This window comes from Candidatus Tenderia electrophaga (genome assembly GCA_001447805.1).
Lineage (GTDB): Bacteria > Pseudomonadota > Gammaproteobacteria > Tenderiales > Tenderiaceae > Tenderia > Tenderia electrophaga.
Map to the genome: position 1 here is coordinate 3,075,671 of CP013099.1, position 21,736 is coordinate 3,097,406.

General features: G+C 54.2%; 19 protein-coding genes. 4 read left to right on the forward strand and 15 right to left on the reverse strand.

Annotation, left to right across the window (positions count from 1 at the left end; translation table 11 throughout):
* Nucleotides 1-10 precede the first annotated feature (10 nt).
* The 5 genes from Tel_13995 to Tel_14015 form a co-directional block, all read right to left on the reverse strand.
* On the reverse strand, nt 11-673 hold the full coding sequence (locus Tel_13995; GenBank protein ID ALP54157.1) for a hypothetical protein: 663 nt from the start codon (nt 671-673) through the stop codon (nt 11-13).
* Nucleotides 645-3,479: a hypothetical protein gene (locus Tel_14000; protein ALP54158.1), complete on the reverse strand. Its 2,835-nt coding sequence runs from the start codon at nt 3,477-3,479 to the stop codon at nt 645-647. Before Tel_14000 ends, Tel_13995 begins: the two co-directional genes overlap by 29 nt.
* Nucleotides 3,476-4,942, reverse strand: coding sequence for a hypothetical protein (locus Tel_14005; GenBank protein ID ALP54159.1), 1,467 nt, complete (start codon nt 4,940-4,942; stop codon nt 3,476-3,478). Before Tel_14005 ends, Tel_14000 begins: the two co-directional genes overlap by 4 nt.
* A complete protein-coding gene (locus Tel_14010) occupies nt 4,939-5,475 on the reverse strand; it encodes a hypothetical protein (GenBank protein ALP54160.1) in 537 nt (178 codons plus the stop codon). The genes Tel_14005 and Tel_14010 overlap by 4 nt, the downstream gene beginning before the upstream one ends.
* Before the next feature lie 148 nt (nt 5,476-5,623).
* Nucleotides 5,624-6,496, reverse strand: coding sequence for a phosphoribulokinase (locus Tel_14015; GenBank protein ID ALP54161.1), 873 nt, complete (start codon nt 6,494-6,496; stop codon nt 5,624-5,626).
* Nucleotides 6,497-6,823: 327 nt separating this feature from the next.
* Between Tel_14015 and Tel_14020 the strand changes: the two genes are divergently transcribed.
* From Tel_14020 to Tel_14030, 3 genes are all read left to right on the forward strand, one after another.
* On the forward strand, nt 6,824-8,101 hold the full coding sequence (locus Tel_14020) for a hypothetical protein (GenBank protein ALP54162.1): 1,278 nt from the start codon (nt 6,824-6,826) through the stop codon (nt 8,099-8,101).
* An 81-nt stretch (nt 8,102-8,182) separates the two neighbouring features.
* Nucleotides 8,183-8,704 (forward strand): hypothetical protein, encoded by a 522-nt coding sequence (locus tag Tel_14025; GenBank protein ID ALP54163.1) that lies wholly within the window; start codon nt 8,183-8,185, stop codon nt 8,702-8,704.
* Nucleotides 8,705-8,737: 33 nt separating this feature from the next.
* Entirely contained in the window at nt 8,738-9,421 is a 684-nt protein-coding gene (locus Tel_14030) for a peptidase (protein ID ALP54164.1), read from the forward strand.
* Here Tel_14030 and Tel_14035 read toward each other — a convergent pair.
* The 9 genes from Tel_14035 to Tel_14075 form a co-directional block, all read right to left on the reverse strand.
* Nucleotides 9,406-9,687: a hypothetical protein gene (locus Tel_14035; GenBank protein ALP54165.1), complete on the reverse strand. Its 282-nt coding sequence runs from the start codon at nt 9,685-9,687 to the stop codon at nt 9,406-9,408. The genes Tel_14030 and Tel_14035 overlap by 16 nt on opposite strands.
* Nucleotides 9,688-9,871: 184 nt before the next feature.
* On the reverse strand, nt 9,872-11,398 hold the full coding sequence (locus Tel_14040) for a transposase (protein ALP54166.1): 1,527 nt from the start codon (nt 11,396-11,398) through the stop codon (nt 9,872-9,874).
* Nucleotides 11,399-11,811: 413 nt separating this feature from the next.
* A complete protein-coding gene (locus tag Tel_14045) occupies nt 11,812-11,994 on the reverse strand; it encodes a hypothetical protein (protein ID ALP54167.1) in 183 nt (60 codons plus the stop codon).
* A 333-nt stretch (nt 11,995-12,327) separates the two neighbouring features.
* A complete protein-coding gene (locus Tel_14050; protein ID ALP54168.1) occupies nt 12,328-13,140 on the reverse strand; it encodes a transposase in 813 nt (270 codons plus the stop codon).
* A 38-nt stretch (nt 13,141-13,178) separates the two neighbouring features.
* Nucleotides 13,179-13,550, reverse strand: coding sequence for a hypothetical protein (locus tag Tel_14055; protein ALP54169.1), 372 nt, complete (start codon nt 13,548-13,550; stop codon nt 13,179-13,181).
* Between the two features lie 118 nt (nt 13,551-13,668).
* Nucleotides 13,669-16,047: a hypothetical protein gene (locus Tel_14060; GenBank protein ALP54170.1), complete on the reverse strand. Its 2,379-nt coding sequence runs from the start codon at nt 16,045-16,047 to the stop codon at nt 13,669-13,671.
* A 150-nt stretch (nt 16,048-16,197) separates the two neighbouring features.
* Nucleotides 16,198-16,842: a hypothetical protein gene (locus Tel_14065; GenBank protein ID ALP54171.1), complete on the reverse strand. Its 645-nt coding sequence runs from the start codon at nt 16,840-16,842 to the stop codon at nt 16,198-16,200.
* Nucleotides 16,843-17,731: 889 nt separating this feature from the next.
* Nucleotides 17,732-18,892, reverse strand: coding sequence for a transposase (locus Tel_14070; GenBank protein ID ALP54172.1), 1,161 nt, complete (start codon nt 18,890-18,892; stop codon nt 17,732-17,734).
* Nucleotides 18,885-19,733, reverse strand: a complete 849-nt coding sequence (locus tag Tel_14075; protein ID ALP54173.1) for an integrase — start codon at nt 19,731-19,733, stop codon at nt 18,885-18,887. Before Tel_14075 ends, Tel_14070 begins: the two co-directional genes overlap by 8 nt.
* 380 nt (nt 19,734-20,113) lie before the next feature.
* Here Tel_14075 and Tel_14080 point away from each other — a divergent pair, with 380 nt between their 5' ends.
* Complete coding sequence (locus tag Tel_14080; GenBank protein ALP54174.1) at nt 20,114-21,229, forward strand: integrase; 1,116 nt, start codon at nt 20,114-20,116, stop codon at nt 21,227-21,229.
* Here Tel_14080 and Tel_14085 read toward each other — a convergent pair.
* On the reverse strand, nt 21,124-21,735 hold the full coding sequence (locus Tel_14085) for an aromatic acid decarboxylase (GenBank protein ID ALP54175.1): 612 nt from the start codon (nt 21,733-21,735) through the stop codon (nt 21,124-21,126). The two genes, Tel_14080 and Tel_14085, sit on opposite strands and share 106 nt — an antisense overlap.
* Nucleotide 21,736 lies beyond the last annotated feature (1 nt).

The window sequence follows — 21,736 nt, forward strand, 5'->3', positions numbered from 1 at the left end:
GTGCCCGTACTTAAGGTTCGATACGCCGGCTTAGATCTGCGATCCATATTTGTACCTGTCTGTCATCCGGTTTCAGTTCAATATAGCGCTGATAATATTCCAGCGCCGCTGCGGGGGTGTTGAGATACAGCTCCAGCAAGATGCCGGCGTTGCGCAGCAGGTTGCTGTTGTTCGGTGCGATCTCCAGCCCTTGGCGATAAGCCTCCAGGGCCTTGTCAAAGCGTCCGTCGCGGCGGTATAGCATGCCCAGGTGATTGTAGATTTCCGCATTGCCGGGGTTGAGTTGCTGCGCCCGCTTCAATGCTGTTTCGGCCGTTTCGTAGTCTTTTTTAGCCAATAGCACCGCGCCCAGGTTGGCATAGGGGCCGGGCAGGTCGGGGTAGCGCTGGGTCATGTCATAAAAAATGGCCTCGGCCTGGTCGTAGGCCTTGGCCTGCAGGGCCCGCACGCCGCGCTCGAACTCGCTCACCACGGCCGAGGGCAGGGCCGGCTTGTCGCTTTGTTGTGTGCCCGCCGCTGTACTTTCCGGTTGCGCGTCGCCGCCGCTGGTTGCCTGCTGCGCGCTTGCGCCAGTGGGGGGCTGCGGGGCGCCGGTACTGCTGCAGGCCCCGAGCAGGGCCGTCAGGCAGACGATGCCTACGCCTCTAATTAGCTGTCGTGGCGGCAAGATCATGGGTTTCATTCCTCGCATAACGGGCCGGCACCAATTTGGCCAGGGCGCCGATGCTGCGTTCAATCCAGTCGTTGTAGATAGCGCCGTCGGTCATGCGGGCGATATTGGTTTCGTGCAGTTCGATGGCCTGTTCCTCGAAGGGGAAGGCCTGCTCTTCCAGCATCAGCTCGTATTGCTCCATCTCTTCGTCATCGAGGTTGGTGGGGCGATCCGAGTCGAACAGTTTGCGGCTGAAGTCGGCATACATGTCGGCGATGCGGAAGGTGGCGGCAGTGGTGTATTCCGCCACGCCCAGTTCGGCCGCCTTGTTGTAGGCCTCCAAGGCCTGTTTCATGAGCTGGTTTTTTAGCTGCATATTGGTGCGGATGGGCTCGACCAGTTCGATCTTGGCATAGCGCTCGTAATGGGGCTCGGCCAGTACGAAGGCGGCCTGCGCCGCCAGATAGCGGGTGCGATGGGTGCGCTGCGGACCGCCGCTGTGGTCGGCCTCGTAGATCTTCTCGAGTTGAATGCGATAGTAGTTGTCGCGGCCGACGGCCTTGTGCATCAGACCGGCCTTGTAGAGGGCTTCGATGGCCGGCTCCAGCGGGCTGGGAAACATTTCGGCATAGGCGTTGTAGGTGGTGGCGGCCTTGTGTCGGTCGCCGGCTTCTTCATACAATTCGGCGGCCTGCCACAGGGCCTCGCGCTTGGCTTCGGGCGAAGCGGCATTGTCGACGATGTCACGCAGCGCCTCGGCGGCGCGCAACGGGTCCTCCAGGCGCATATAGGCCACCGCCAGTTTTTCTTCCACATCGTTGATCAGCGCGTGCTTGGGATGATTGCGTTTGAAGGCCTCCAGGGCGTCGGCGGCCTGCTGCCACTGGTCGAGGATGATGTGGGTGGTGGCGATGTCGAATTCGGTCGTGGCGCGGATGGAGGCGTTGGGTACGGTCTCGATCAGGCGTTTGAATTCTTCGATGGCGCTGGTGACGGCGCCACGGGCGCGGAAATGCTCGGCCTGTTTATAAATACTGGCGGCCAGGCGTTCGCGCACCTCTTCCTGCAATGGGTCGTCCTCGCCGATGAGCAGGCGCAGCTCTAGATAGAATAGTTCGGCGATTTCGAAGTTCTGCATTTCGAACTGGGTGTTGGCCAGCACGACGAGGGCGGTGCGGCGGATGTCGGCATCGCTCTTGGGATAGCGGTTGAGGATGGTTTCCGCCGCCATGACGGCATCGCTGTAATGGCGTCCCTCGTAGAGTTCGTGGGCCGCCTTGGCCAGTACCGCCGGTGCCCTGGGATCCTTGGAGAAGACCTTGGCGAAGGACAGTGCGCTTTGCAGGGCGGACTGGCCCCAGGCCTTTTTGTCGGGACCGGTGAGTAGTTTGTCCTGCTCGGTATAGGCCACCAGGGCGGCGTAGCCGGCTTCGGCGGCGTCGTCATGGGTGCCGTATTCATAGGCGGTGCGTTCGAACTCGCGCGCCGCTTCGCCGTAGAGCTTGTCTTCGAACAGGGCCTCGGCCAGCAGGAAGTTGATGTGCGCTGCATCCTCGCCCCGGGGGAAGTGGGCGAGATAGAGTCGGTACCAGTCGGCGGCCTCCTGAAAGTCGAGCAGGTTGTCGGTTTGCTGGGCCTTGGCGTGGTGGTACTGGGCGGTATCCAACAGGTGGACCTTGAGGCGCGCGCGTATCCGGGACTGGCTTTGGTTGTCGCTCTTGAGCAGGTAGCGGTAGTAATCGTTGTGGACCGTCTTGTCGAGGTGTTCGCTGAGGATATCGTAACGGCGTACGAATTCCTTCTTCGCTGCGACGATTTCCTGTTTGGACTTTTGCGTGGTGTAGATATCGATGGCCTTGTCATGCAGGATCAAGGCGTAGGGGTGCCAGGGGCTACGATCGAAATATGAGCTATAGATCGCGGCGGCGGCGAGCGGCCGCTCCTGTTTGAGATAGAGTTCAGCCAGCTTCTGATAGACGATGAACTCGTAGACCCGCGCGGATTTACCGCGCAGGTAATTGGTGAGCGCATCCCTGTCGCCCTGCATGGAGATGCACAGGGTGACGGCGCGAAAGCTGTCGTTGATCAGTTCGACGTCGGAACGCGAAAGATATGCCATTTCGGCCAGTTCCGCCGGGGTGATGTTGCGGCTCAGTTTTAGATCGAGCACGGTAAAGAACGGGTCGAGCGACGCGCGGCAGCGGTCTTGCTTATAAATGGACCAGGCGTATTTGAACAGGGCCTGCTCGTAAAAGCGGTTGTTGACCTGGCCGCGGCCGACGATGCCGGCGTAGGCGATTTCGGCGTCATCATAGCGGCCCTCCTGGAACAGCAATTCGCCCAGGCGGAAGCCGACCTCGTCGGCGCGCTCCGAATTGGGATAGTCGCGCGCGAAGATCTTCAGCGCCTTGACCGCCTTGTCCAGGCGGCCGCTGTGTTCGTAGGCGCGCGCCAGTTGATAGATGATGATGTCACGGTCGTAGTAACGCGGATAACGGGTCAACAGCGTTTGATAGGCATCGATGGCCTTGGCGTAGCTTTCCGGGGTGACGTGTTCGCCGTCGCCTTCTTCATAAAGCCGGTCGATGCGTTGCATTTCCAGGTCACCGAGACGGCGCAGGGCCTTTTCGCTCAGTTCGGCATCACCGCTTTTTTGAATCAGTTCTTCATAGGCCTTGATGGCGTCGTCCACCGACGCCGTTACCGGCGCGTCTTTTTTAATCTCGATGGATTTACCCTTGAGGCTGCCCAGAGTATCGCTGCCGCTGGTGCTGCAGCCGGCGATCACCAAGGCGAGCGGCAAGGCGACCAGTGCACGAGGCTTCATTGCAGCCCTTCCTCCAGCTCGAAGGTGCCACCTTCGATGGCTTGGGCGATGCCGAATTTGATTTGATCCACATGGCCGGCGAGTTGGGCCTGGTAGCGGCTCAGTGTCCTGAGCGCCTCTTGCTTGAGCTGTTTGAGCTGCAGCTGCCGGGCCTTGTCGATTTGCCGCCCGATGGTCTGGTGGCGCCGCTGAAGCGCGGCGACATCGGCGTCCATCCGGCTGCGATCCTGGTGTTGTTCAATGGCGCCGATGTCGCTCTCCAGCGACTCGAGTTGGGCGCCGAGTTTGATCAGGGCGCGATATTCCAGCAGGGCGGCCTGGAATTCCGGGTTGTCGAGCAGCAGCGGCAGGAAGCGTTGCTCCGGTGCTTCCGGGGTATTCTGCCAATGCTCGAGCCAGCCGGTCTCATCAGTCGGAATGGCGCTGATCAGCTTGGGAAACAGATCGCTGTTGATCTTTTTCTTGGCCTCGTTCATGTCCTGAGTATCGGCATCGATCTGCTTTTGTGCAGCCTGATAGTGCTCGATGGCTTGATTGAAGGCGCCGGCCTTAGCCAGGGCGTAGGGCACGGCCAGCATGGTTTCGTAGCCGTAGGCGCTGCGGTAGGGACGGCCTTCCAGTTCCATCCAGAACACCAGGGCTTGTTCGTAGTTTTGATCGCTGGAATAGCTCCAGCCCATGCCCAGCAGAGCGATGTTGGACAGATGACTCTTGAGGCGCACCTTCTCCAGGTAGCCACGCGCCTTGTCGGGCTGACCGATCTTGAGCAGCGAATAGCCGAGCGCCAGGTTGGCCTGGTCGCGGATCGCCTCCACCTCCCGGTCGCGGCTGTCAGCCAGCCGGCCGATCTGGTGCAAGATCAGGGCGCCGTTTTTGTTGCGGTGCTCGATCAGCTGCACGCCGATGTTGAACAATTGATAGAGTGCCCAGCTCGATTCGTCGTTGATGCGCGGCAGGGCGGCGAGGGCCTCCTGTCGCTTGCCGGCCTCCAGCAGGGCGCGGGCGCGGATGCTGTCGCGTTCGACTCGCTGGGCCGGACTCAAACTGCGTTTGATATGGGTCAGCGATTGCAGGGCGGCGTCCATGCGCCCCAGCACGAGCTGCAGTTTGGCGTGTTCCAGCCAGGCGCTGTCGCGCATGCTTTGCGGGCCTACACTTTGGCGCGCCAGACGGGTATACATGGCGAGGGCTTCTTCATGCAGCCCCAGCCTGGCGAAATTGTCGGCCAGAAACAGCCGGGCCAGGTCGCGGTCGTCGCCGAGGCGCTTGAGTTTGTCGGCCGCCATCAACATGGCCATGGCGCGAAACCGATCCCCTTCCCGGTACGTCAGGTAGGCGTGGCCGAGCAAGGGGTTGCTGATTTTTTCCGCCTCGAATTCTTCGCTGTGCGCCGCTGGACTGGCCGTGATACCGCCGAATGCCAGCGCCAGGGCGATAACGGCGTGACGGCAGCGCGCGCTCATTGGATCGCCGCCCAGGTGTCGTGGCGGTAGAGGATGTCCGGGCTGCGCTGCTGCAAGAGGGTGGTGATGGTGATTTTCAGGTGGTCACGGCCGGGGGATTTGTCCAGCGCGAGCGTTTTGGTGACGCTGCGGCCGCTGCCGGTGACGGTGGTCTTGAGCACATGGGTGCCGGGCTGCAGCGCGATGACGCCCAATTCCTGCATGGCACCGCCGGTCAGTAGGTCCTGTTCCACGGCCGTCAGGTCGCGCTGGACCACGGTCTGGTCATCCAGACTGATACGGATGCTTTGGATTTTCCCCTTGGCGGACGGAGTGATGTCGAGATAAAGGGCCAGCCCTAGCCGCTCCCGGTCTTGGAGTTTTTCTTGTGCCAGCAGCAGGTCGCGTTGCAGTTCCAGGGTGGCCTGCGTCAGCGCGGCGCGGTCGACGGTGTCGGCCGTCACGGGTTCGGCCGCCTGACTGTGGGACAGGGGCAGCAGTACCAAGAGCAGGCGCAGCGAACGGGTAAGCGAGAGTGGTTTGGCCGACAACAAGAAAAAACCTCTATTTTGATGCGGTATGGGGGGCCGCCCTACGACAAACGCATTACGTTATACCACACCCTTTTGCCGTTTTGCCAAAACGAAGGGGCCTGAAAAGGCCCCTTGTCAATAGCACACGGCATGGCCGTCGCGGCTGAGCTTAGCTGGCGGTGCGCTTTTTCTCCATCATGTCGTGGATGATGGGTGTCAGCATGATTTCCATCGCCATCCCCATCTTGCCGGCCGGCAGGACCATGGTATTGGGGCGTGACATCCAGGAACCCTGCAGCATCTGCAAATAGGTGCTGATGTCGTGCTTCTTCGGATAGCGGAAGCGCACGACGCAGAAGCTTTCGTCCGGCGTTGGGATGTCGCGGGCGATAAACGGGTTGGAGGTATCCACGATTGGCACGCGCTGGAAGTTGATGTCGGTGCGCGAGAACTGCGGTGCGATGCAAGTGACGTAGTCAGGCATGCGGCGCAGGATGGTTTCGACCACCGCCTCGGCGGAATAGCCGCGCTCTTTGTTATCGCGATGGATCTTCTGGATCCACTCCAGGTTGACCGAGGGCACCACGCCTACGAGCAGATCGACCCACTGGGCTACGTCCACATCCTCGGTGACGACGCCGCCGTGCAGGCCTTCGTAGAACAGGATGTCTGAGCCCGGCTCCACGTCTTCCCAGGGGGTAAAGGTGCCGGGCTCCTGATTGTAAGGGGCGGCCTCATCCTGATTATGCAGGTACTTGCGTACCTTGCCGGTGCCGGTTTCGCTGTAGCTGCGGAACAGTTCTTCCAGTTTGTCGAAGACATTACCCTCGGGACCGAAGTGACTCAAAGTGCGGTCTTCGGCCAGGGCCTTGGCAACGGCTTCTTTCATCTCCTTGCGGTCGTACCGGTGGAAGCTGTCACCCTCAACCACGGCGGCCTTGATGCCTTCGCGGCGGAAGATGTGTTCCATGGCGTTCTTGACGGTCGATGTGCCAGCGCCAGACGAACCGGTTACGGCGACAACGGGATGTTTTCTGGACATGGGGTCCTCCTTAAGCTCAAATGAGATTGCGAAATGGAAACCTGGTGGTATCACTCCCGCGGCGCTTGTGTCAGTGCCTTGCCAGTTGGGGCGGGGGGCTGCTCGTTATTGTTGATGCCTGGATACTCGAAAGCGCGCCATTATACTACAACCCCTCGGATTTGCGATGTTTTGCCCGTGGTTTGCAGCCGGCTCGCGGATCTGCCGATATATTCGTATAGAGACGGTGTTTTGAAGCGCTTCCCGTCGGGCTTGCTAGAGGTGTTAAAGATTAACTGTATGCTGTTGTTTTTAAGAAGGATTTTACGACCGCTCGGTTGCCTGCCGTTGGCCCTGATCGTGCCCCTCGCCCAGGCCTCGGCGCAACAAAATGAGGTCGAAAACGGCTATATCGAGGAGATCCGCTTCGTCGGCAATGACACGACCAAGCGGCGCATCATGCTCCAGGAGATGGTGATCCGCGCAGGCGATTCGGTCGACGCCGCGAAGATCGAGCGTTCGCGCCAGGCCATTATGGACCTGGGCCTGTTCAAGTCCGTCAAGGCGCGTCTGCTGCCGGGACAGGAGGGCAAAATCCTGGAAATCGGCGTCGACGAAAAGATCTATATTATCCCCTTGCCGCAGCTGGACCGGGACGCCGACGGCGAGGTCAGTTACGGCGGCCGCCTGACGGTGGACAATCTGAATGGACTCAATCAGCGCCTTAGGCTGACCTATGAGGTGATAAGCGGCAGTTTCGCCAGCGATCGCACCGTCCATGCGGCGGATGTATTCTGGGATTATCCGCGTGTCGCCGGCACCCATTACGGCCTCAGCCTCGGGCTGAAGCGCGAGGTATCGCCGGAGTTGACCCAGGACAGCCTGGGAGAGACCGTGGCGGAGCATGATCGGATCTTTAATATCTTCGATGTCGGCGTGTCGCGCTGGCTCAGCCGCGAGGGCCCTTCGCAGGGCTGGAATGTGGGCTTTGGCACCTTCTGGCGCTACGAACTCCACGACCAGCAATTCGGTGTCCCCCTGGACCGGTCGCCGGAAAAGGCCGTGGGGATCTCGTTCGCCCTCCGTTATACCCGAGTGCACAATTATCTCTACAGTCGCGAGGGGCTGGAATACGGTTTCGTCAGCGACCACGGGTTGGTGGCTTTGGGCTCGGATACCCCCTATAGTCGCAATCACGCCTATTACCGCCATTATTTTCCCCTCGGCGCCATCCCGCAGCATCGTAACTTCAATTTGCAGTTGCGCTTCGGCGGCACCGGCGGCAGCGTGCCCATCGACGACTTCCCCTATATCCTGGGCGGCAGCCGCGACCTGCGCGGCTATGAAAAGGACGCCATTGGGGGGCGTTCCTTCTTCGTCGTCAACCTCGAGTTGCTGGCGCCCCTATGGGGATACAGCCCGGCGCGCGGTGTGCTCTTTGCCGATGTCGGCAACGCCTATGACGACAATCGCGTGATCGATTTCGGCGACCTCGAATCCAGCGTCGGTGTCGGTTTGCGTGTCAGGCTCAAGGCCTTCGTCGATCTGCAGCTGCGTCTCGACGTCAGTTACGCCTTCGGGCTGGAGCGGCGCAAGGTCTATTTCGGCAGCAAGAACACCTTCTGAGCCGCCCCCGGTATGGCGACGGACCTTTGAATACCGTAAACTGTCAAGCAGCAATCGGATTAAATCGCGGGAGCGGGGACATTGAATCGAGCCAACCTGATCACCGGGCTGATGCTGCTGAGCTGCGGCCTGTTGCTGTCGGCCTGTGCCATGTTCCGGATCACCGACGTCAACAACCGCCACAGTCTGATCCAGGCCGACTCCAGTCGTCCCCACGCCACGGTCTATTTCATTCGCCCCAAGACCGAACACCCCATGGGGTTTGCCGGAAACGTCCTCGATGTCGAGGCCGACGGTGAAGATCTGATGGCATTGGCCAAGGGCGAATACACTATGGTGCGGCTCAAACCGCGCGATGTGCGCGTCACCCTGCGTAACCGCACCCAGGTGCGCGGTCGCTGGGAACTGACTGAAATGGCGCGCAGCCGCCAGTTCAGTTTCGAGGCCGGCAAGGTCTATTTCGTGTTGGCCGATATGTTCAACGGCGAGTTTCGCGGCGTGCACTTTACGCCCAAGGCGATCAGCCTGTATGAGGCCAAACATGCGGTGCAACATCTGGAACCGGCCGGGCAGGCGCGCCAGCACCCCATCGCCAAGTTGTAATTCCCCTCTGTTGCCACCCCCGCGGGAGGTGCCGTGCACTTTCTGATCATCGCTGTGCTGTTGTTATTGCTGATCTTCGGGCCGCAGTGGTGGGCCCGCGCGGTGCTGCGCCGTTACAGCAAACCGCGGCCGGATTATCCCGGCGACGGCGGCCAGTTTGCGCGCCACCTGCTCAAGCAGTTCGACATGCATAAGGTGAAGGTGGAAGGCACCGAGCAGGGCGATCATTATGACCCCGTCGCCAAAGTGGTGCGGCTGACCCCGGATAAACTCAACGGCAAGTCCCTTACCGCCGTCGCCGTGGCGGCCCATGAAGTGGGCCACGCCATTCAGGATCATCTCAACTACGCCCCGCTCAAGTGGCGCGCCCGGTTGGTGAATATCGCCCAGGCAGCGGAAAAGACCGGTGCCGGGGTGATGATGGTGTTGCCGCTGGTGGCGCTGATCACGCGCTCGCCGGCGGCCAGCGCCGCCATGTTTGCCGTGGCGATTGGCAGCATGGCCATCGGCACGGTCGTGCACCTGATCACCCTGCCGGTGGAATGGGACGCCAGCTTCGGTCGCGCCATGCCCCTGTTGAAGGCGGGGGGCTATCTAGACCCCAAGGACGAAAAGGCGGCGCGTCGCATCCTCAAGGCCTGCGCGCTGACCTATTTCGCCTCCTCTTTGGCCAGCCTGCTGAATGTCTGGCGCTGGTGGCGTTACTTGCGGCGTTGACCGTCGCCTTGTTCTTTTTGCAATAACCTCGGCGCGACGAGGACGCCGGTGCCGACGACGAGATACACAAGGCCCAGGCCGACCAGGGTGAATTTCACCGCGGCCAGCCACTGGATCACGGCGGGCCAGCCGGCGCCGGAGGATCCCAGCAGTAACCGGATCAGCCCATAATTCTCCACCGCATCCAACAGCGCTGCCGCGATAACCAGCCAGGCCAGGCACGTGCCGGTGAGCGCCGCGATGTTTGAGCGCGTACGCAGGTGCATGGCCACGCGGCTGCACGCCAGGGCGACGCTTATGCCGTACAACGAGTCTGTAGAAAAACCCAAATACAAGTCTCACCACCATCACTCGCCTCAGTTAATATTTTACTACTCCCCATTTGATCCAATCCTCACCGAGAAATAATACAGATCAATTCTTCCCGATACTTGAGACCTATTCCATTCGTTATGCCCCATTCCACGCATATCGGTGTATTTTAAATATGTTGTGGATCATGCTAATCAATTGCCACTGACCGTTGACCTTCTGTTTTCCTCGCAGACTAAATCGCTTGAATCCTATACTGCTGGTGATATTTCCGAATACAGGTTCAACAGTGCCCAGTCGTTGGCTGTAGATATGCCGTCCCATGGCACTGTCGATCTTTTGTTTCATCTTCTCGATGAGACTGGTTTGTTGATGTTTTTTGGTGTTGCCTAGCTTTACGGCAAACTGGCGCGGGCTCTTTTGTTGCTCTGATCTGAGGCAGCGTTTTCTAAGATGACAGTGACGGCAATCATTTTCATAGCCCTGGAATTTCATGAACAGGCTGTTGCCGATTTTTGTCTCTTCGCACTGCAACCACATGGCATTGCCGGCGGGACAGATACAGGTTTTGTGCTTGAGATCGACCTTGAATTCATTTGAGGTGAAGCGCTCTTTGGGCTTGAGCCGTGTGACGGGCTTGTGGCGTTCGTAGTCCTTGAAACGGGGATCGCGTGATCGAAAGCCAACATCGGCGATGTAGCCGTCGAGCTTTTCCTGATCCAGGTATTGCAAGGCGCTTAGGTTGTGATAGCCGCTGTCGGCGGTGATCTTGATCTGGCGACGCTCCTGCTTGTTGAGTTTGAGATTGGCACTGGCCGATTCGAGGCTGGGCTTGAGCAGGTTGTGCTCCTGACCTTGACCGTGGGCTTCAGCACTGACGATGACCTGGTGCTTGGCGTCAACGGTGGCGACGCCGGTGTAGCCTTGAATGACGCCGTGACTGGTTTTCATCTTGGCGCTGTCATTATCAGTGATGTTGCTCTGTACGGTGCGACCACTGACGCCTTTGCGGTCGTCGTGGCTGTCGAGAAAGGCCTGGATCTTTTTGGCGGTCTTGGCCAGCTTTCGGCACTGTTGTTTTTGCCGCTCGACGATCGTTTCATCGAGACCATGCTTGTCTACTTCGCGATGTTTGCTGAGCATGCGCCGCACGGCCTTTTCCATTTTGAGCTTCTTTTTCTTAAGATCGGCCTGGGTGCCGCTCCACTCCTTGCTAGCATTGCTGGGCAGCTTGCAGCCATCGATGGCGAACATGTCTTTGCCGATCAGGCCTTCCTGGTCACAGACCATCAGTACCTGGAGGAACAGCTTTTCGATTTCTTGATGAGAGGAGGAAATAAAATCGGCGATGGTGGTGAAGTGAGGCTGACTATTGGCGGATATGGCTATAAATAGAATGTTATCGCGGCACAGCTGCTCGATCTTGCGGCTGCTGGTGATCCCTTTTGAATAGGCCAACAAAACAACCTTCAACAGGATCGCTGGATCATAAGCTGGACGCCCGCCATCATCGTTTTTGTAGCGATGGTGAAAAATGGAGGGGTCCAGGCACTCTTCAATGAGATAGGTGAGATTGTATTCGAAACTGCCGGGAAGTATCTGTCGATCAAACGACACCGGCAACATGGTCATCTGCTCGTAGCTGTAGTCTTTGAAGCGTGCCATCAATCCCCCCGACGATGTTTTTATATATAGAGTGATGTTAGCAAATTTGGGGTTTTTCTACAGCCTCAACGTTAGCGGTAAGCTGACCAATGGAGTGGTGAAGATTTTGTGCTATTTAAAGCACAAAATTTGCGCCGCGGAATTGGGTCAGATTGACCGCCGTTGTTAGGGGCGATTTTCACTGCCAATAAACTCATGGCACATTGGACACTTCTTGGCTCCATTTTCTATTAGCTCCCTACAAACTGGACATCTCGCTTTACTTATATTCTTAAATATCTTATCGCCACTCCTAGTTCTCTCAAAGCTAGAAGTAGCATCTCTTATGGCACTGGAAATTTTGGAAGCTGGGTCGGTGAATGACTCGAACAAGACACCATCATACTGACGCATATGTATAACAAATATTTTCTTTATATTCTTTTTTGCTCTGAGTCATACTCTATTGAAATAGTTACTTCGCTATTTTCATCCGTAAAGGTTTTGTTGTCGTCTATAAAGCCAGCTTCAAACTTGAGAGTTCTACTAGGCGCCAAATACGAAATTCCATTTTTAACACCTACTATCTCGGAGAACCCGAATGCATAGCCTTCCATACATCTCCAAGGAACCTTATCAACAATACTGAATCTCAAATTTTTTGCCGGTGAAGGACCGCTATTACCAACAAGAAACTTCACTAGATACGACGAAACTTCAACATCTACCCACACATTTGGTTCTCTAGTAGATCTCGATTCATTTAGCATGTGATGAGTTAGTCTTACATACCAGCCGGTTAAAATAGCTAACACCACCGTAGCTGCAGCTGTAATTAGACTTTCAGGCTGACTAAACAGATTTTCCATGCAGATGCTCTCTTGCCCCTAACGACAAAGCTGTGCGGCGCAAACGAAGCGCAGTGATCTAGCACCACTTTTGTGGACGCCTTAAGCCAATAGTTTTTCATACATATCTGGCGATTGATAGCCCAATGAGGAATGCAATCGCTCCCGGTTGTAGAATTCAATGTACTCCACAATATGAGCCACGGCTTCAATTTCATTTTCAAACATTTTCTGATGAACAAGCTCGGCTTTCATTGTATGGAAATAGGATTCCATAGTGGCATTATCCAGCGGGTTTCCTTTTCTGCTCATGCTACGCACAAATCCTGCACCTAGAACCATGTCCCGGAACTCATGAGCGGCATACTCAATGCCTTGGTCAGAATGGAATATACAGTCGGTGTCTGGTTTGCTTCGTACCAAGGCCATTCTTAATGCGCTCTTCGTCAATTCAGTGTTTCGTTTTTTACTGAACGACCAGCCAACTACTTTTCGGCTGAACAGATCCAACACGACAGCATGATAGATCCATCCATTCCGGGTGCGTATATAGGTGAAGTCACTGACCCACTGCTCACCCACTTTTCCCGGCTCCTGCAGTTCCTTGAGCTGGTTTCCCGTTGACGAATAAAACTCATGCTGCCCTGGTCTCCACGCATACAACCCTGTCGTTGAGGCCTTAATGCCAAGCTCGCGCATAAGGCGGTTGATGCGCCTGCGGCTGCAGCCATAGCCTCGATTACGTAATTCCCAATGCATTCTGGCGGCCCCATAGGCTCGACGATGCCCTTGATGCAACTCACGAATAAGTTTCATTAACTGAATATCATATTGGCGTCGCTGACTTATCGGGCGTACACGCCAGGCATAAAAACCACTCGTGGAGACACCCAATAAATCACATAATGTCGACACTTTATGAAAACAGCGGTTCTTCTCGATAAATTCAAATCTTACCGTCTTGCTTTCGAAAAGAACCGCTTGGCTTTTTTTAGGATATCGAGCTCCTCTTGCTTTGCTGCCAGAGTCTTCTCGAGATCCTTAATTCGTTTATTAGCTTTTAGTAATTCGGCCTGCCTCTCGACCATGGGATCAGGCTGTGGTTTTGCTTTCCGGGATGGCTTGGCTTTCTTCTTCATCTGTTTGTTTTCACGCAAGGTTCCATTTTTCTTTTCCATTCGCCAACGATACAACATGACAGGGTGGATACCTAGCGTCTCCGCCACATCCAGCGCGGTGATATTTGGATGATCGGACAGTTTTATGGCGTGCAGTTTGAATTCCAGAGTGTAGCGGTCATAGTTTTTCTTGATGGTCTTTCCCATCTTGCGCCTCTTCAGCAGTACAGTGATAAACTGTCCACAAAAGTGGTGCTAGATCACAGCGTAGTTTGCGTCCGAACAAGCACATTGTTATACGGCGCAATTAAAGTTTCAATTCTTATCATTGCTGAAGACAGCACTTTTTATATTTTTTCCCACTCCCACATGGGCAAGGATCATTTCGGCCTATCTTTCCTGCTTTTTCAATCCTCCTGGCCTTGAGGGTATTAGCAATACTCTTTAAGCGCTCCATATCTGAATCCGAAACATCTGACAGAGTTACATTGCTCCAATCAACGTCCTTAAGTACCCCTTCGCTAGTAAAGAATAATTCAAGAATCAGCCTATCGTTATCTCCCGTGACAAGCATTGCTGCTCGAGAGTGATCTATTGCCATTTCTTCGTTACGTGGAAGGAATGAATCTTGCCAACAAAAAATTGTTAATCTAATGTCACCATAAGTAGATAGTGGTAGAGGTCTCTTATGTATTTTCTGGCTCGCTAATGTCTTCCCTATACCATCGGCGATATTGTTTCGCCAACTACCTCCGCAATCTAGAAGATAACTAGCAACACTGGATCTTCCTTGCTTACCGCTCTCAGATAAGACTCTAACAATTTCGACCAGATATTCTGGCATCTCTTGATTTAGTGGAGAAGGCGTACTAGGTTCGTGTAATTTCTCTGTGAAATATTTGTCTACATCCGATCTGTATCCGATAAAGTTAAGTTGAGCCTTAGAACCCGCCTGCAACTCTTTTGCGTACTGAGTGTAAACATTATGTTTGATGTATAAGCCAAGATGATCTAATTCATCATCTGTTTGAATAATGTCAGACTTAAATCCTCGCATGCGTTGCTCGACAAAGTGAAGAAATATCAAAGGGTTTACAAAGACATCTGAATAAACACGCAAATCATCAATCGAAATAGACCAAACAGGAGAATCCCCAACATCGACGCCAAGGGCTTTTAAATGTTGCGATTGCGCAGCTAGCTCTGTGAATGTATCAAGTGTAATAGGGCAGATTGTGATATGACGAAAATCCTCGCTGGACAATTGACCAACTTGAATGTGGCTTTCATCGAAAATATCTACTGTTTTGTCGCTTTTAAGATATTCAAGGAAGCGCTTTCCTTGAACTGCAGGTTTCAAAACCAGATTCTTAATTGATTCTATATATGCAGGAAAATCATTTGCTGGTGATGTATATGTGAACGCTCCAGCTTTTACTTCAATGATAAATAAATGATCATCATAGATAAGTAGCCCATCGGCTTCGCACCACTGTTTATTTCTAGCATCACCCGAATGCCATTTATAGTAGACAGAACGGTATATTGTCGCGCCAGGAAGCAGTTTCAGTAGATATTTAAATGGAAGCTCCTCAGATATCTCCTTTTGCTTTTTGTTCCATTCTGTGCGGTATGCTTCGTTTAATGCTATTACCCTTTTTTGTAATACTCTATAGAAATTGTCGAGCAAGCTGTACAGATCAAAGCAATAGTACCTTTCATTTAACTTGATAAATGGTCGTTTGAAAATAGGCCATATGCGTAAAGGCCAACCTTTGTATTCACCGTCCGCAAAAAACTCCACATCTTGGCCTTGCTCCCACGCCAGCTCATTTAAAAGCAATTTTGGGATTTGCGTCACCTTCTCCAAATCAAAAAGGTCTAATCCAAGAAATCGTCCAAATACATCTGCTTGCCATTCTTCCCATCCATTGTCTCGAATGACCCCTGCCATTAATTCTCTAATTTCGTCTTGGGTTACTTTTTCATTATCTCTAAGTAATGGCTCAAGTGCATCCATAGTAACTTTCTGAAATTCCTTTAACTCAAGACCAGCCTCAATAATCCCTCTTGTCAACGCATGCTGAATTTTCGATATTTCAGTAACAAGCCGCTCGGCGGTTATTCCAAACAGTGTGCTTAAGATATCTGAGTGCGGAGATACAAGATCTATAAAATGTTCCTCCTCATGATAAAGATATCGGTGACCTCGAATATTGCACCAATACATTTGAGCTTTGTAATAGAATTCTTCATACTCTATATCAAAATCAGGATCTTCCTTTCTTCGAAGTGCAGTTTTACTAATTTGATAATCAATATTTAATTTATTAAACAATTCCTCGACTGAGTCGCGTAATACTTGCCAGTCATCCTCTTCTACTTCGTCCTTAGGAGGGCCCTTCGGTTTAACTGAGGCTATTACGCTCTGGAGATAGTCAACCATTCGAAGCGAAACCACATCGTCTGCATCCGCATCACTTTCAGAGGCCATTCCCATATGGTGAACGGCCATTTCACCCCACGCTCGCTGTAACACTTTTTCTGGGGGTAGATCTATGACAATGTCAACGATCTTGCAAATAGTGTTTTCGATGTCTCGCACTACCTCTGGAAATTGCTCAACGAGTTTTTGCTGCATTTCATCAAATGTATCTTCTGGCCAGTTTGTTTGGAAGATAATATTCTTACCATAACGAGCCATCTGTAATGGCCCCGCAGAAAAATAGTCATCTGGCGGAGTTGTTTTTGACTTTTTGGACACTTAGTTTTTGCTTACCGTTTTGTGTGCGGCCAAGCCGTATAACGCTTGCAGCAGGGGCGCGACGTGAGGAGCGTCCCTTGCCTGCACTGGTTATGCATTTCTGCCAATGTATGGTGTGACGTCACAAATTGTCACTTCACGCTTCTTCATCTCGTAGTAATCCCTGACCTTGGTAATACTATCTCCATATTTTTCTTGGATACGCTCCAAGATCTTCGGATACCGACTCAGAACACTGGTTAGCGCCCGCCCCCCGCTGAAGAACTTTAGCGGGTACTCGGTGCCGACAACGTATAGGTACTTTTTCTTGTGGGTCTCATACTCTGCTAGCTCGAAAAAGTCCTTGAATATGCCATTCTGACGAATTGACTCTGGACCGCCCTGCCAGTCAATAAACTTGTATTCGGCGACGCGCATGTTTGTCTCAAGGTCAAACTGACGCCCTGTGTTTCCAGCACCCAAGGAGACACTCTCTACCTTTTCCCCAGGCTCAATGATGCCAGGCAGGGAGCGAAGAATGCCGGCGGCATGGATAATGACGTTGATTTGACCCGCAACGCGCTTCACCGCTATGGCGGAATCCATGAAGGTTTCGTCGATTCCTTGAGCCGCACATAACTCCCCAACGTCTCCTACCCCGAGGCCGATGATGCGACTTTCGATGTCGGAGAGGCTCTCGGTAAGTGAGTCTCCTTGAAAGGCTTCGAGAGCGCGAAGTGCCTTATCGATGGTCATTTCTTACCTTGTGCATAACGGTTGCCATAAGCCGCGCGAGGTACGAGCGTCGGATTTGATGGCATGGTTAGGCCTCTTTGCCATGCATCATGATTGAATAAATTTCAGCAACTCGTTCTTTTGACATACCTTCACGTTGCTCCACTGCTAAAGGGTGTTCTGTTGGCTCTAGCTCGATATACGGCCTAGTTCCTTTATCGCGCAGGTGTACTTTGGTTTTTAAATTGATGGTTTCTGGGTACGGCTTTAACCAGGCATTAAGCCACCCGAAAAATGGGCCAATATGCGAACGTTTTTCTTTATCAAAGCATTCAATCCACTCTTTAAAGCTTTCTTCGCTGAGTGACACCCAAACACCCCACACAAATGGTTTTTCCTCACCATGAACAGGTATTTCAATGCAACCACGTATAAAAAACCACTTTTCATCAATCACGCAATCGTCAGAACCACAATCACAGCGTTCTTCTCGTTCCTCTTCTGGAACCTCATAATAGCTCAATGGTTTATCCGCACCGAAGGTTGGAATACCTCTGTGTACTTCACCACAAGATGTGCATTTAAACTCGAATTCCATTTTTAATTGGCCTAACATCTAAGCATTTATACGCCGTGCCGCGCATGGCGTATAAATGTCTGTTGGACTAAGCCGCGGCGCCACGACTGTCATATATAGGGGATTGTATTTTGTCGGGCCATGGAAACCAAGCCCATTATGTGGTTTTGTTGGGACTCTTTTCAGCTCGATATCGAATTGGCAAGGTAATTTTTCATACGCGACTCGGTCTTCTGGTGATTGAAATGCCGTCTGTTTTGGGTGTTGACGCGTGCAGCCCCAGGGGGCTCTGCCCTGTATAAACATCAGCCGGCTGTAATATTGGGTTTAGGGTTAATCGGTCACCTCTCGTCGTCGTTGGGGCAACAGCGTTGCAATGATGACAAGTCTTCCGTTTTTGCAGCGTGGGCAGCGACAGACCGTTGCCGCGGGTGGAATAGGCGCCGGGCTGTGAGGACTGTCTTGATCGCGCGTATCTACATCGAGTTCAGCCGTGACGGCCAGGGCGTGCTTGATGGAGTCGGTTCGCTGTTGCCGACAGCGGTTGGCGAGAATGCCGTAATGGCGGATGCGCATGAAGCCGTCGGGCAGGATATGTTGCAGGAAGCGGCGGATGAATTCGCCATGCTCGAGCTGCATGATTTTGTGCTTGTCGTGGTCGCGGTAGTCTTTGTAGCGGAAGCGTACATGCTGGTCATCGCTGTCGATGAGACGGTGGTTATCCATCGCGATCTTGTGAGTGTAGCGGGCGAGGTAGTTGATGATGGTCTCGGGACGCTGGATGTTGGCTTGGGTGTAGACCACCCAGTCGGTCTGCATGAGTTGTTTCAGGGTATCGTTGAAGTGTTTGTCATCCGTGAGGCGATGCAGCGCCTGCGCTTGACGTGATTTCCTCAAGGCATTGACCATCGCGCCTCTAAATTTTCGTGACAGGGCGCGCACCGGGAAGAGGTAGCTGCTCTTGGCCGGGTGCCATTGCTGTGTCTCTTCGTTCCAGGCGCCGCCGGGGATCAGGCAGTGGAGATGGATATGGCGGCTGAGGTTTTGGCCCCAGGTATGGAGGACGGCGATCATGCCGAGGTCGCCGTCGAGCCGTTTGGGGTCGTTGGCGAACGTCTTGAGGGTCGACCAGACGCATTGAAACAGCAGGCGGTAGATCACCTCGGGGTGCAGGTCGACCCAAGGGTTGAGCTGATGCGGCAAGGTGAACACCAGGTGAAAATAGGGCACCGGCAGTAGTTGGGCGGTGCGTTGCCGGCTCCAGGTTTCACTGGCATTGCGCTGACATTGCGGGCAGTGGCGGTTGCGACAGGAGTGGTAGCGGTATTGTTCGAAGTCGCATTGGCTGCAGCGGACCTGTTCGCCGCCCAAGGCGGCGCTACGGCACAACCCGATGCGATGACAGGCCCGGGCCTGTTGTGGGGTAAGCGTATGATGTTGGCGATAGTGGTCCAGATGGGTGGCGAGGATGGATTGCATTGAGACATTACTCATGACCCACCTCCAATCCTTGAATCAGGTCCGTCCCATGAGCTTTGGTGTATTGCGGTACCCAGTGGAGATAGCGCATGGTCGAGTGCAGGTCGCCGTGTCCCAGCATTGCTTTCAGTTGCGGTAGCGGCATGCCCGCCGCCAGCTGATGGGTGGCATAGGCGTGACGCAGGCTGTGGATGCCGCCGACCTTTTCTATTCCCGCCCTTTGCTTGGCTGCCTGAAACACCTTCTGCGCCGTGGTGATACTCAGGCGCGTCAACGGACTGCGGCCATAGAAGAGCCACGTCGTAGGATGGAAAACAGACCAGTAACGGCGCAACAGATGCAGCAACGATTGGGAAAGCAGCACCTGTCGGTCTTTGCCGCCCTTGCCTTGGGTCACGCGCAACAAAGCGCGTTCGCCATCGATGTCACTGACCCGCAGCGCCACTAACTCGCTGACCCGCAGACCACAGCCGTAACAGGTGGTCAACATCATGCGGTGTTTGCGGTTCTCCACCACTGCCAGCAGCCGCGCCACCTCGTCGCAGCTCAACAAGTCGGGGATGCGTTGCTTGCGTTTGGGCGTATTGATCTCCAACGCCATCTCGTCCCAGCCCACCACCTTGAGGTAGAGAAAGCGGATCGCATTCAAATACAACCGGCAGGTCGCCGGTGATAGTTGCCGTTCCTTCGCCAGATAGAGAAAATAGTCCTGCAATTGCGCTGTCGTTAACTGCTCGGGTGAACAGCGGTAATACTTCACCAGCTGAATCACGGCATCCAGATAACTGCGTTGTGTCCGCACCGCAAAACCACGCACCAGCATGGCATCGATCATTTTTTGACGTAGTGGGGTCATGACTTATCTCCTGGGTTAACCCCCGGGATGGGGTGGAGATAAGTATGGAAATTATGGTGCGGTAAATCGAAGGGAAAAAGCCCCGCGTAAGCGGTTTAGTTCAACATTTTAATTAGAAGTCACTTTGGTGCGATTAAATACCCCAAAGTGTCCTATAACCCTCACAGAGTATACCCTTAAAGCAATATGGTATATCAACCTCCTCTATGTCCACCCTAATAATAATCATATAGTTATCTACTCTCCCATTCCTTCTTAGGCAATCCACGAATGCACAGACACCGGGGTTATGAGACATTTTGTCCCATAACCCCGTTGCATTTATCAAACACCCTCCTATACTGTATAAAATACCAGTATCGATACCTTTGGGGGTCAATATGGGCAACACATCTGATTATGGGTCGCCGTTTCTGAACTCGATCGCCGCGGCGATGCGCAGTCGTTATTACAGTATTCGTACGGAGACGGTCTATATTGACTGGATAAAGCGTTTTATCCTCTTCCACAAGAAGCGGCATCCGTCCGAACTGGATGAATCGGATGTCGCCCGTTTTCTTTCCTTTCTGGCTAATCAACGGAATGTGGCACCCGCCACCCAAAAGCAAGCACTCAACGCACTCAATTTCCTCTACAAAGTCATATTGGAGCGGCCGCTGGGTCAGATCAATGGCGTTGCGCGACCGAGAAAGGCGACTAAGCTACCCGTGGTATTTACCATGGCGGAGGTAACCGCCGTGTTGCGCGAGCTTAACGGTTGGCACTGGCTGGCCGCTTGCCTGATGTACGGCTCGGGCTTGCGTTTGATGGAGTGTTTAAGGCTGCGCGTCATGAATCTCAATTTCGATCACCGCGCCATCTACATCTTTGACGGCAAGGGCAACAAGAACCGTGTGGTCACCCTACCCGACGATCTGACCCTTCCCCTGCGCAGGCATTTGGCGGCGGTGAAGAACACCTACGAAAAGGATATACGGGAAGGCTTTGGCGCGGTCTATCTGCCCTATGCCCTAAATCGAAAATATCCCCATGCCGCTCGGGAGTGGGCTTGGCAATATGTGTTCCCATCGACTCAGCGCGGTATCGATCCGCGATCCGGTATCGAACGACGCCATCATGTTGATGAGAAAACATTACAGCGGGCCGTCAAACGGGCGATACGCAAGGCCGGGATACACAAGCCGGCGAGCTGCCACACCTTTCGCCACTCCTTTGCAACTCATCTTCTGGAACGTGGCATGGATATTCGCACGGTGCAGGAGCAGCTGGGACACAACGATGTGCGCACCACCCAGATCTACACCCACGTATTGAAGCGCGGCGGTAATGCAGTCATCAGTCCACTAAATGCGCTATTGGGTGGCAAGGAGATCAAAGAGCCGTCAGCGCCCTATTTTTCGCCCCAACGCGGCAACAACTCATGCTCGATATCGAGATGGTCGAGGATGCGGGCCACCACAAAATCCACCAGATCATCAATCGTCTCCGGGTTTTGATAAAAGCCCGGATTGGCCGGCAGAATGGTGGCGCCAAGATGCGCGAGTTTTAACGCATTCTCTAAATGAATTGCCGACAGCGGTGTCTCGCGGTGCACCAGGATCAATTTGCGCCGTTCTTTGATGGCGACATCGGCGGCACGCTCCATGAGGTCGGCGCTGCCGCCATGGGCGGCGGCGGAGAGAAAGGCGCTGGTGCAGGGGCAGACCACCATGGCCCGCGGTGCGCCGGAGCCGCTGGCGACGGGTGAACCCCATTGATCCTTGCCCCAGACATACAACTGTCCTTCGTTGGCACCATAGCGTGAACTCAATTGTTGCTGCATCTCGCTGGGTGTGCCGGAGAGCTTGATGTCGGTCTCCATGGCAATGACGATCTGCGCCGGTCTGGAGATCATGAGATGCACCTGCTCACCTGCCTTGACCAGGCATTCCAGTAGGCGCAGGCCGTAGGCGGCGCCGGAGGCGCCGGTCATGGCCAGGGCGATGCTGTTGCGTGTACTCATA